At 67.5% G+C, this 12311-nt stretch carries 10 protein-coding genes; 4 read left to right on the forward strand and 6 right to left on the reverse strand.

Annotated elements, in window-relative coordinates; translation table 11 throughout:
* Positions 1–65 precede the first annotated feature (65 nt).
* The 4 genes from ACQP17_RS04770 to ACQP17_RS04785 all read left to right on the forward strand — a co-directional run bounded on the left by ACQP17_RS04770 (position 66) and on the right by ACQP17_RS04785 (position 8272).
* Positions 66–5612, forward strand: coding sequence for a hypothetical protein (locus tag ACQP17_RS04770; protein ID WP_433855091.1), 5547 nt, complete (start codon positions 66–68; stop codon positions 5610–5612).
* 1 nt (position 5613) lies between these two features.
* Complete coding sequence (locus tag ACQP17_RS04775) at positions 5614–7353, forward strand: hypothetical protein (RefSeq protein WP_433855092.1); 1740 nt, start codon at positions 5614–5616, stop codon at positions 7351–7353.
* Positions 7354–7394: 41 nt separating this feature from the next.
* The gene (locus ACQP17_RS04780) at positions 7395–7760 is read left to right on the forward strand and encodes a hypothetical protein (RefSeq protein ID WP_433855093.1); all 366 of its coding nucleotides are present in this window, start codon (positions 7395–7397) and stop codon (positions 7758–7760) included.
* 131 nt (positions 7761–7891) lie between these two features.
* Positions 7892–8272 (forward strand): HU family DNA-binding protein, encoded by a 381-nt coding sequence (locus ACQP17_RS04785; RefSeq protein ID WP_433855094.1) that lies wholly within the window; start codon positions 7892–7894, stop codon positions 8270–8272.
* A gap of 91 nt (positions 8273–8363) precedes the next feature.
* Here ACQP17_RS04785 and ACQP17_RS04790 read toward each other — a convergent pair whose 3' ends face one another.
* The 6 genes from ACQP17_RS04790 to ACQP17_RS04815 all read right to left on the reverse strand — a co-directional run bounded on the left by ACQP17_RS04790 (position 8364) and on the right by ACQP17_RS04815 (position 11568).
* Positions 8364–8606: a hypothetical protein gene (locus ACQP17_RS04790; RefSeq protein WP_433855095.1), complete on the reverse strand. Its 243-nt coding sequence runs from the start codon at positions 8604–8606 to the stop codon at positions 8364–8366.
* 11 nt (positions 8607–8617) lie between these two features.
* Positions 8618–8884 (reverse strand): hypothetical protein, encoded by a 267-nt coding sequence (locus tag ACQP17_RS04795; protein WP_433855096.1) that lies wholly within the window; start codon positions 8882–8884, stop codon positions 8618–8620.
* A gap of 149 nt (positions 8885–9033) precedes the next feature.
* The gene (locus ACQP17_RS04800) at positions 9034–9546 is read right to left on the reverse strand and encodes a hypothetical protein (RefSeq protein WP_433855097.1); all 513 of its coding nucleotides are present in this window, start codon (positions 9544–9546) and stop codon (positions 9034–9036) included.
* A complete protein-coding gene (locus tag ACQP17_RS04805) occupies positions 9539–9946 on the reverse strand; it encodes a hypothetical protein (RefSeq protein WP_433855098.1) in 408 nt (135 codons plus the stop codon). Before ACQP17_RS04805 ends, ACQP17_RS04800 begins: the two co-directional genes overlap by 8 nt.
* A 441-nt stretch (positions 9947–10387) precedes the next feature.
* Positions 10388–11209, reverse strand: coding sequence for a hypothetical protein (locus ACQP17_RS04810; protein WP_433855099.1), 822 nt, complete (start codon positions 11207–11209; stop codon positions 10388–10390).
* An 83-nt stretch (positions 11210–11292) separates the two neighbouring features.
* Positions 11293–11568 (reverse strand): hypothetical protein, encoded by a 276-nt coding sequence (locus ACQP17_RS04815; RefSeq protein ID WP_433855100.1) that lies wholly within the window; start codon positions 11566–11568, stop codon positions 11293–11295.
* Positions 11569–12311: the final 743 nt, after the last annotated feature.

The following is a 12311-nucleotide window of genomic DNA, read 5'->3' on the forward strand; positions in this document are numbered from 1 at the left end:
GATAAGCGGGGTAGGCTCTATGCACACTTATATAACCCCGAGCGTCCACAGGAGGCTGATTGACTATGAAGAAGGCACACGGCTTGCGCAGGTACTTCTACGAGTACGTCTACTACAAGGCAGTCGAGCAGGCGCGGGATCAGACCGGACAGGTCATTCCGATCTCCCAGGCCAAGGCGATCCGCGCCCGGGTCGACGAGATCCTCGGCCAGCGGGGCACCGCGCTGGCCGACCCGCGGTTGGGCGTCACGGGCTGCCTCACCGCCATCGACCAGGCATTCGCGGGGAAGGTATCCGACTACGAGCCGCAGTTCGGTGACTATTCCCCGCGGAACGAGCGCTACCAGCAGTCGCAGCGGGAGTTCACCCGTGCCACCGGCGTCGGTGTCCAGGCTGACCCGAAGTCGGCCCGGCTGCCGATCAGCCCCTACGACCCCGACTGGTCCGAACGCGCGACCGTGAAGCGCGCCGGGACGGCGCTGGTGTACCTGCCGGACGAGACGATCGGACGCGTGGCCGGTGGTGAGGTGGAGACCCTGGCCGATCCCCGGCGCGGGAACATGGTGCTCTGGCGCATCAACGACGAGGGCAAGCCTTTCGAGGCCGGCCGAGCGATGACGAACGATGACGCCGCTGGGCTCACCGCGCTGATGGACAAGATGAGCCAGCAGGAGTACGACCAGGTGCGCGAGTGGGTCGTCGACGGCGGCCGGGATCCCCAGACGAACCGTGTCGACCGCAACCGCTTCATATCGCAGCGCGCCGTGGCACGCTCGGCAGCACTGCTCGAAGAGCTGAAGGCCCAGGGCGTGTCCTACGAGGTGATGCGCGACCGCGAGCCGGGTCAGATCAAGGCGAAGATCGCCGGAACCGGCATGGAGATCCGTCTCACCGACACGCGCCAGGAGGAGTACGCCGGAGCCCGGATCTATGACAACGGCACCGTGCTGCGCTACTCGACGAACTACCGGGTCCCCGGCGGCATGGCGGTCTACTCCCCCTCGCCGGCGGAGGCCGTTCAGCTGCTGCGCTTCGCCCAGGGCCACCGCGTCGAGCGCACGGATCTTCCGGGGTACGCCGCCGGCGAGACCGGCACGACGCACCGGGAGCGCGGCCGTGGCCGCACGCTGGTGGATGTGCCCGACAGCTACCACGTCGACCGGGAGTCGATGTTCGTGGTCGGCGACTACGTGGCGCCCGGCGAGTCCGGTCCCCGGCCCGGGTCGAAGGTGATGCTGCGCCGGGACGCGAAGAACCGCTCCCTGCCGACCTTCTTCGTCGACGCCGAGCCCGCTGAGGCCTACGCGAAGGTCGCCGTCGAGAGCGCGCGGGAGAATCTGCAGGCAGCTCTTGACGTCGAAGACCTGATCGCTCGTGCTGAGGCCGAGCTGGAGCGAACCGGCGGACAGCTGGATGCGATCGAGCCGCCGGAGTACTCGGCTGACTCTGAGGTCGCTGCGATCCAGCGCTCCTACTGGGACGTGCTCACCGGCGCGCGCAGCGATCTGCTGCGCCCGGGTGCGACCGAAGAGATGTACCAGGAACGGCTGGAGGATATCGGCGAGTTGCAGGCCGACGGGGTGCCCGAGATGGGCAACCTCGTCTACGGCGGCACCGCCGTTGAGAAGGTCCGGCAGCACGCCGAGGACGTCCCCTTCGAACTCATCGGGACCTGGGAGGCGGAGCCCCACGACGTCGACGGCGAGTGGGTCGATCAGCGCTTCAACCCGGACCGGGTGGCGCGGTACATGACCAGCCCCACCGGGCAGTGGTCGAGCCTCGACAACCTCGCCTCGGCGCTGCGTCGTTGCGGGATCTCCCCCGACGAGATGATGGGCTCGACCTTCCAGACGACCCGGTTCAAGGACCGGCTCGTCCGCTTCAGCGCCGAGCGCTCCGTGCCGATCGCCGATCACGAATCTGCGTTCATGCGGCGCATCGGGGCCACCGTGCGCGAGAGCATCGAGCGCAACGCGGCAACGGTCTCCGAGATCCTGGTCGACGAGCAGGGTGTCATCCGCTGGAGCGGCGAGAAGCTGCGCCGTGACGGCAAGGGGACTCCGATCTCGGGTGAGATCGGCCAGGTCTTCGATGTCGGCGAGTACGGCGAGATCACCACCGCCTTCGCCAGCGGGGAGAACGCCCTGGTCGTGCCGGGCTATGAGGCCACGATCACGGCCCAGACTCCGGGCGAGGCTCCGACCTCGGTCGAGGAACGCACGCGCCTGCGCGGCTACGAGCAGCTCATGCACGAGCGCATCCAGTACCAGATCGCCGGCGACCTCATCGCCGGGCGCAGCGAGACCGGCGAGCCCTCCTCGCTCAACGCGGTCTACTCGCAGCTGTACGGCACGAAGCACCCGACCGACTTCATCGAGCGCGCCACCGCGTACCAGCTCGACGAGTCCACCGGCGAGATCAAGGAGCACCTGGACGAGTGGACGGCCGCGATCCTGCAGACCGAGGCGCGCCGTGTGCGCTACTCCAACGAAATCAAGGCCGGCTCGACGATCTACGCCGAGTACCGGGCCCAGCGCGACCGGACTGACCCGGCTGACGACAACCGCTTCGACGCCTGGCGGCTCACCGGCGGGCGGAACATGACGGTGCTCACCGGCAAGGACCGGAACAACGTCGCTGCGCCCAGCGGCTACTTCGACCCGGTGATGACCGGAGGAGCGACCAACCAGGGCATCGTGCGGTACCTGACCACTCAGGCCCAGGTCGATGCCGACGGCCGGATCGTGCCGGGCGACGAGAGCGTGGCCGGACAGCGTGCGCCGCTCATGGCTCTCCCCGAGCTCAAGACGCTGCGGTACGACCCGTTCGACCGCCAGCAGATGACGGCCTCGACGATCATGCAGTCTTCTGAGGTCACCGCTCCGGCGAAGACGGCGCTGATGACCTTCGGCGGCTGGACGGCTGATGACCCGATCGTGGTGTCGAAGGAGTTCGCTGAGCGCCACCGCATCCGCGGGGCCGGCGGCCAGGAGCGCGATCTCGTTGTGGGCGACAAGATCTCGGATCTGCACGGCAACAAGGGCGTGATCTCGCTGATCGTCGACCGGGACATGCCGCTGCAGGACGCACAGGAGCGGGATGTCGTCGACGAGGTCAACTGGTTCCGGGCCAACCCGGGCCTGGACGTGCTGATGAGCCCGTTCAGCCTGATCTCCCGGCGCAACGCGGGCTCGGCGCGCGAGCTGATGAGCGGGAACGTCTCCGACCTGCGCTCCCCCAATGGAGAACTGCGGCCGAGTGCCCTGGGGGAGATGCGCTTCGTGGTCACCCACATGGCCGTCGACGAGAAGACGAAGATCTACGACGACGAGCAGGTGCGTGCTGGCAAGGGCCGTAAGGCCTCCTCGCAGCTGGCCTGGGCGCTGCAGTCTCAGGGCTGCCCGTCGATCATGCGCGAGTTCTACGGACACAACAGCGGGGCCGAGTCGAACCTGCGCGAGTACCTGCTGGTGACCGGTATGGACATGGAGGGTGACGGCACGCTGCGGGTGGTCGGCCAGGCGGAGGGTCTCGACGAGCGCCCCGAGCGCCGGTTCATCCCGATGCCCGAGCTGCTGCGCACTCAGCCGCGCAAGGAGGGCCAGCTCCCGGGACTGAACACCACGGCGATGCGCAAGTCCTTCGGCGGTCTCATCGGCGACCGCGGCGGCGACATGGAGATCCCGTTCCCGCTTTCGTATCCGACCGGTGAGCAGACCGAGACGGTGAGCGCGAGCTCGTGGAAGCTGCCGGTGATGTCCTCGAATCTGCGCAGTGGCCAGGAGTTCGAGGACGGGTCCTCCGTCACGCACGACTACACCCGCAGCTACCAGGACGTCTTCGTCGAGGCCTGCCGCTACCGCTATATGACCGAGCAGCTGGACGGCCAGGGTCTGTCCGCGGAGAAGCGCGCCGAGGTGCGTCGCGGCATGAGCGAATCGGTCTCGCGCGCTCAGCGCGCCTTCGAGGCGATCACGACCGACGTGCAGAACCGGGTGCTCACGGGCAAGAACAACATCTTCAAGACCGGGCTGATGGCCTCGCGGCTGACCGACTCGGCGACAATGGTGTGGACCGCGGACCCGCGGCTGGACGTCGACCAGGTTGCGCTCAGCTCGGTCAAGGCCGAGCAGCTGGGGCTGGCCGAGGGCGACCACGCGCTGGTGTGGCGTGACCCGGTGCTCCGTGACGCCGGCGTGCGCTACATGCGGGTCGCGATCGACGACCGGCTCACCGGTGCCGCGATCAACCCCGTGATGGACGCCTGCTTCGACGGCGACTTCGACGGCGACGCGGTCGCCGTGGTGAAGCTGCACAGCGAGGCCGCCAAGGCTGAAGCCCTGACGAAACTCTCGGTGCCGGCCAACCTGCTGGACACCGGCGTGGTCAAGGGCGACGGCTCGCACCCGCTGGCCACGCAGGTCTCGCTGGACACCCAGGTCGCGCTCTCCAAGGACGCTGCTCTGGCCGATGAGCTGGAGAGCTCGCGGAGCGAAGCGAACCGGCTCCGGCTGCAAGCGCTCACGGGCGCAGCGTCTCCTGAGAACATCAAACTCGACCAGCAGGTCGTGACGGACGAGTTGAGCGCGCTGTATCGCCAGGCGCAGCGCGGCGAGTTCGGCGCGGCACTGACGTTCTCGGACCGCGCGGCGCATCTGCAGAGCGTGCGCGAGGTCTGCGTCGAGACCGGTGCCAAGGGCAGCGAGAAGAAGCTCACCGACTACGCCCGGAACCTGGGCGATGCGCAGGGCACGCCCGGCATCACTCAGGCTGACCAGGAAGCCTCGATGTTCGCCACGGCGATCAAGGCCCACGGCACCGGCCTGGGCGGCTCGTTCAGCCAGCGCGCCGTACGCGCGCTGCGCGGCGAAGACCTCAAGGCCGTCCTGGAGGTCACCTACCCGGTGACCCAGTCGATCCTGCAGGCCAAGCACGACGCCGCCGAGGCCCGGCACAAGTACGCGATGCTCCAGGGCCCCGGCCGCGAGCTCTGGAGGGGCCGCAGCATCGAACACGTCGGCCCCGGTCAGTGGCGCACGGCATTCCTCGACGGTGAGCCGGTCCAGGCCACGGCCGAGGAGTGGGAGAAGCAGTTCATCGAGTTCTACGAGTCCAAGGAGGGCTTCGGCGTCACGGTCAACCCGGACTACGTGGCCCGCGTGGCCAGTGCACTGGAGGACCCGAAGACCGGGCTTATCCGCAACCTCGAAGAGGACCCGTCACTGGCCGGCACCGTGATGGACCGGATGGCCTACGGCGGTGACTTCGAGGCGCTCGTGCAGGCGGCCAAGAACCGCGAGAGCGTCTACGACGGCGAGAAGAACGAGCAGTTCGCGTCCTCGGGGCCCCGGAAAGCCCGGGCGGAGATGTCCCGGCAGCTCGATCAGCTGAGCTCCGCCGAGGCGCAGGGCCTGGACAGCGCTGCGATTGCCGTCGATGACTCGGTGGTCAAGCACGACGTGATCTCTCAGGACGCGGAGACCTCCCGCACCCGCGGCTCGCACCGCCGCTCTGCGCATGCCGTGGGCGTGGGCGCGTCGCGCCCGGTCTACACGCCGAGCATCGAGATCGATCAGCCGCAGGGCGACGACGACTACGGGGTGGGGTACTGAGATGGCACAGCACAAGGAACTGGGAACGGTCCCTGCGGGCCGCTCGCGAGCGACCAAGGAGCTTCCGGTTGACGACGATCGACAGCAGGCCGACGAGCCTCAGGGCAATGCGCACGCCTACTGGGACTCGCGCTCGGACGAGCCGATCGACGCCGAGGTGATCGACGAGCCGGGGCCGGAGGACGCAGACGGTTCGCGCGCCTGGCGCGAGCGGCTCCGGGACCGTGCCCGCGGGTTCTTCGGCGCGAAGACCCAGGAGCGGATGGCCGACCGCGAGCGCGTGCACGGGATCGACGTCGACCGGGCCGAGGACGAGACCGAGGGCCTGGACCAGCGCGAGCAGCTGCTCAAGCTCCGGGCGGAGACGCGGCTGGCCGGCGAGAAGTACATGGCCTCGCTGCGGGACTCGAAGCTGCTGGTGCCCGGCTTCAACGACGAGGAGCGGACGCAGGAGCTCGGCGTCATGCACCACGTCTACATGCAGATGATGATGCAGTCGTGTCTCAAGCCGCTCTCGCGCGGAGTGAATGCCAACTCGATCATCCAGGCGGTCGGCATGGTGATGACGATGCGGATGCTCGCCCCGGACTTCAAGAAGGAGATGGACAGCTACCTCCAGCCCCTCAAGGACAAGATTCAGGAGCGCATCGACACCAGGACCCGCGGCATGGTTGCCTCTGCCGAGAGCGGCATCGCGCACCGGCAGAGGATCTTCAAGGACGTGCCGAGCGACGCCCGGCGCGAGCGCCTCATCGGCAGCACCGACCCGCGTGACCACTTGACGAAGAAGTGGCGCAAGCGCTTCGACGCCATGCAGCACCGTGAGCGCGGCCACCGGGAGATGTTCACTCCGGACTCGGCGGCCATGACCGAGGTCGCGCTCATGGAGAACGCCTTCTGGAAGATGCGTGAGCCGGGCGCGGACGTCGGCCTGATCCGCGACAGCTACCAAGCGATGCGCAGGCGGCTGCACGAGCAGATGAGTGAAGACGGCCTGGAGCGCCAGGACGTCGTCCAGCGCGCGCGGGTGATCATCGGCGAGCGGATGGAGTACGAGCCCGAGCTGCGCACGATGTTCAACGGCGTGGCCCACGGCCGGATCGTCAAGGCCCCTGCGCACGAGGAGCGGATCGCGGGCTCGGACCGGGTCCGCGCGGTCTGGCGTGGTGAGTTCGACGATCAGCTGGGCCAGCGTCTGCCCGAGGACGGGATGTTCACGCTGCGCCGGCCTATGGACGCGGACGCCCACCAGGTCCAGCTCGCTGAGACGATGAAGACCTCGATGCTCGACGCGCTGGGCCGCGGCGACCAAGAGGGCTACGGGGGCAACATGCTGGGCTACCTGGTCGGCTTCGCGGCGCAGAAGCAGGGCTTGGACACCAGCGGGCTGCCCGACATGCTCCAGCATCGCCTGGACCAGTCCGAGGTGATGATCGCGAGCATGGACATCGACGGTCTTTCGTCCGAGGAGCAGCAGCGGGTCTACTCCAACGCCTACGTCGACGCGATGGAGGGAGTGAACGAGAAGTACCCGGATCTTGAGGCCGAGCTGAAGCGGAGCCTTGGGGAGAACTGGCAGCAGACGCTGCAGACGGCGGTCGAAGACCCGGGTGCCTTCTTCGAGGAGCAGCGGCTCAAGCCGCGGTCGCGCCCTACGGGCCCGTCGTCCGAGCGGGAGGCCGGCCCGCAGAACGACGGCCCGAACGCTGAGGCCGATTCCGAGGACTACCAGCCCGCCTGAGGGCGATCCGAGAACACGAACAAGGAGCGGGAGGACGGGTCATGAGCCAGGAACAGAATGAGGGACAGCAGATCAGGTTCGGATCGCGTTTCGCGCGGATGTTCGGCTATGTCACACCGGAGGACAGGAGCCGATGGGAGCAGCAGCGGGCGCAGAACAAGCCGAACGTCAACGCGATCGAGCAGGGCGCGAAGTCATTGCTGGGCTCGATGATGGAGTTCGGGGAGCGCAACATTGGCGCGAAGCTCGATGCGGCCCACCGTGTGGCGGCGCAGCAGCGGTTCGAGGAGTCCCACGACAAGGTCGTGAAACAGCGCCGCGATCCGAACACGCGGAACATCATCGAGTCGGTCGACTACGAGCCCAAGGACGACCGGGAGGAGATCGAGCCGGATCTGGAGCTCTAGCCGAATGGGCCACGACAAACGTAGCGAGTGCACTCGATAAGACGGTGCCCCTTATCGACTCATGACTATCTTCGATAGACTGGTTTCTAAGCGAAACCGCGGCCTGAAGGACGATAGGACAGGGTGTAGGCATGGAGACGACGAATCCGCGTGTCAGTAAGCGCGAGTTCATCTCGCGGGTCGCGACTCGCAGCGAGTTGCCGGTCCGAGTAGTGAACAAGGTGTACGAGTCGCTGCTCTGTGAACTCAGGGGCGCGGTCAGCTGCGGAGAGGCGGTTGTGCTCACGAGCTTCGGCCGCTTCTACCGACAGGACCACAAGGGCCACAAGGTGCGCTTCGGCAAGAGCAACGTCGACGACTACGTGGTGCTGAAGTTCTCCGCATCGAGCAGCTTCAACCGCCGGCTCGGCGGCGACGAGGACGAGATCTCACCGGAGACCCACGGGATGATCGAGGATGCCGACGAGTTCGAGAACGTCATTGAGGATCGTGAGCTACGGGCCGCATCGTAGGCAACGAGGGGCCAGCAGAAAAAGAGAACCTCCGTGATGTCTGTGCATCACGGAGGTTCTCTTTATGGCGGGACGAGCCCAGTTGCGAGGCTCAGCCGTCGGCGATGGCAAAGATCAGCACGAGCACGATGACCGGGACGATGAGCACGCCAGCCCCGGCGAGAAGGTGCTCCCATCCCAGCGGCGAGTTGACCCAGCCCATGAAGTCGTTCCACAGGTCGGCGACGGTGTCTGCGATCGCTCCGAAGAAGCCCGTGACCCACCCGATGATGGCTGCCAGGCTGACGCCGCCGATCAGACCGAGGGCGACGATGAGGCGGGCGCTCTTGAACATGATGCCCCGTCCTACTTCCGATCCTCGAAGGGCAGGTAGTACAACCCGATGTGCGGGATGACGAGGGCCGCCAGCGCGATCCAGGCCCGCCCCGGGTCCTCGACCACCCAGCCGATGAAGTCCTTGACGGGGCCAACATGGGCCAGCACAGGGGCGAGCGCATCGGTGCGGAAGACGACGTGGAAGATTCCGTAGGCCATGCCGAGGGCGATCGCCAGTCCGGTGCCGCGCCGTACGAAGAGGACGGAATGAGGACTGATCCGCCGGCGGCGTCCCATGATTGCGCTGGAGTGGGGTTCGACATCAGGAGCAAACACCTGGACCACTGGCTCGCAGTCGTACATCGCCACCATCCCGATTTATCGAATTGCGATTGCGTCCATTCCACGAGAAGCCCTCAATGAGGAGCAGCATCGCGGATTACAGGTCAGTCAAACTGGAGGTCAGGCTCATCCGCGGATGGCGCGTCGAAGCTGCCGATCGAGCGCTGCCGGGATCGTGAAGGACTCGCGATCGGCTCGCGCTGCGCGGCCAGCTCGGCGAGAGTGAAGCCCACGGGACGGCCGAGGCGCTGGCCGGCCATGTAGTAGGCCTGCCCGTTCGCGCGTTCACCCAGGGCGATGACCTCGCGGGTGACGGGCTCGCCCGGGCGCTGGGGCGCGCGCTCCCGCCAGACGATCCGGTGCGAGGGCTTCGCGCTTGGGTCCGCACCAACGTAGGTGGTCTCGCAATCAGAGAGGTCGGGATAACTGGGCATGCACTCCAGCGGGTGCGTGCCCGGCGCGCCTTGATTGATCCGGCCCAGCTGGTTGAGAGCGACGCGCAGGAGCCGGTCCTCCGGTCCATGAGGGTGCATCACCGCGGCGTCGTGGAGCGTCTGGAGGTCCTGCTTGAGACCGGCCGTCGACAGGAGGCGGATGGGAGGCTGACGCTCACTCATCACGCTCCTCCTGCTGGGCAGCACGCTGCTCATCCGCCCACTGCTGACCGAGCGGGCCGAGGCTCTTGGCGAGCTCTTCGATAGTCATGCCCGCCTCGTCGGAGGCGTCGGACTCCTGGATGCGGCGGGAGAGCTCGGCCTGGAAAGCAGCCTCAGTGTGGGCGCAGGCCGCGTGGTCGTACTTCATGAGGCGCACGAACGCGGCGAAGGGGATGATCGCGGCCTCGGGCCGGTTGTCGTCGCCGAAGATCAGCGGCGTGATCTCGCCGCGGCGATAGAGGTTCAGCATTGTGCCGAGGTCCTCGCTCCTGAGCTGGTCGGTCGGGACGACATTGACGGAGAACTTCGGGAGCGCGGCGCCGGGAGTGTCGCTGTCGTGAGCATTACTGTTGCGAGTCATAGCTTCAGCCTAATCAGTCGGGACTGGCTTGTCATCGACTCACATACGACTTTGTTCGACGAGTCGATAAGGGCATCAAATGGTCGATCGCTCCGCCTCTGATAGGCGGTGCGGTCAGGAGAAAGAAAAGACCCGTGCCCCAGTCCCGCGTGGTGCGGAGCTGGGGCACGGGCCCGAGAGCCTGCCAGCCGTGCCCCAGCTTCCGGACTCGGCGCCCCATCTGCCTCCGAGGAGGCGGGGGGTGGCGCGGTCTCGAGGCCGGAGCGGTGCGGTGGGTTCAGTGGGCTGACCGCTGACCGGCGCCGTGGCGGGCGCGGGTGCGAGCATCCTCCGGGGCCGGGTGGCGAAGCCGGGGGCCGGATCGAGACGCGAACCTGAGCAAGGGGCAGTTCAGGTCGGCCTCCTGTCGGTGCACGCGTCGATGCGCGGCTGGGCGGCCGCCTATTTGCCAGTGTCGCGGCGGGTCAGGTGCTCCAGGAGGGCGATTCGGCGGCGTCTGATCTCCTCCATCACGGGCTCCCAGTCGCCCCCGGCCAGGTTGACCGCACGGTTCTCGATCTCCATATCGGCCGGCAGCACCCGGCTGGTGACCAAAACGGTCCCGGTGCGCCCCCAGGTGTCGAGGTCGATGTCCGCCTCAGCGGGGACATTACGGGCGGCCAACCACCGAGCGATCTCGGGGAGCTGGGCGACGGACCGCTGGGTGGAGATGTGCACCATGTGGCCAGCGTCGAGCAGGGCCCGCAGCGCCTCGGGGGCGCCGGCGACGGCCTCCTGGAGGTGCCCTTCTTGCCAGCCCTGCCGGTCGTGGATGACCCCGTCGTAGCGAGAGAGGATCTGGCGAGGCTTGCCGTCGGCGTAGGTGACGAGCTGGTGGAGGGTCTGCTGCCAGTCGCCTTGGTAGATGGCGATACCGCGTCCGATGCGGATGTCACCCTGGACGACGCTGTCGGTTACCAGCACTGCGGCGGTCTCGTTCCAGAACTGCCGATCGGGGTCGGTGTTGGCCTCGGCGGGGATGCCGTGGGTGGTGAGGAGAGTGAGGACGTCGTCGATCTGGGTGCGGGGGGTGAGGACGTGCACGGCGTACTCGGGGTGCTCGGCGAGGTGGCGTATGGCTTCAAGCGACGGGCCAGGCGGGCCGGTGATGGTGTTGGCGCGCAGACCGATGGTCAGGGCACGGGGCCTCGGCGGGTCAGTAGCGGCGTAGCGGCCGAGGCCGGTTAACCTTCCGTCCCCGCGGCTTCGTTTCGGTTGAAACACGGTTGTTTCCCGCATCCAGGTAGGGAGGGCGGGCCCGGGTCGTGGCCGCATGTCTCGGGGTGTCGGCCTCGGGGGCGTCGGGGTCACGCCAGGGCGGCCGCGACCTCGTCCACGGTCAGCTGGAGCAGGGTCAGGTAGTGGTCCATGTCGTCGGTGTCCGGGGTGTCGCCGATTGCGTCGACGACGTCGTGCCGGTGGACCAGGACCTTGGAGTGGTGGACGTACGCCGACACCCACACGTCGACTTCCAGGGGCCCGCCCTCGTCGTCGGGCCCGGCCTTGAGGTACAGGACCGGGTCCTCTCCGGGGCTGGGGAGAAGCTGCTGGATGTTGGCACGGGCGATGACGGGCGTGCTCATGACGGGAGCCTTTCACGCTGCGAGTGGTTGGTGTATCGCCGCAGTGCGACGCGTCCCCCCGTGCAGTGATGACCGGGACCTCGCCCGTCGAGAAACCCCGCCAGTGCGGGGACGATCGGCGCGTTGGTCGAGACGGCGCCGCGCTGCTCAAATTAGCGGAGTGGAATGGCCGTTGGTCAAGTCTGTGCCGCGACGACCTCGCGGATGGCTGGTGGTCTCGTCCGTATGTGCCACGCCTTGGGTATCGATTCCAGGACGCGGACGGGTGCCACGCCAGCGCACGCGCAACCCGCGCGGTCTCCTCCGGGATCTCCGCCAGCTCCACCCCATGCAACGACACGAACCCACCCCTGAACACAACGACGGCCTGCACCACCCCAACGGGGTCGTGCAGGCCGTCGTCACGCCGAGCTTGGATTTACCAACAGCGTCCCGGTGCGGGGACGGGCCACCGACATGCCGTGCATCAAGCACGAGGTCAGGGAGTGAGCTCGGCGACCAGGACGGTCGCGTTGTCGACCGTGTCATGCTCCTCAGCAGGCAACTCCGCACGGGCGGACTCGACGGCGAGGTCGAAGAAGGGGCGCACAACATCATCCAGCGGATCGTCGCCGAGGTCGGTGTACAGAATCGTTCCCGGCCTCCTCGATGTGGGGCTCCGGCTGGCTGTTGAGGGTGTGGAGTCCGGCTCGGGTACGAGCCCACGTGTAGACCGTGTCATCGTTGCGGCCGCTCTTGGGGCG

The sequence above is a fragment of the Streptomyces kronopolitis genome (genome assembly GCF_050953795.1).
GTDB lineage: Bacteria > Actinomycetota > Actinomycetes > Streptomycetales > Streptomycetaceae > Streptomyces > Streptomyces kronopolitis_A.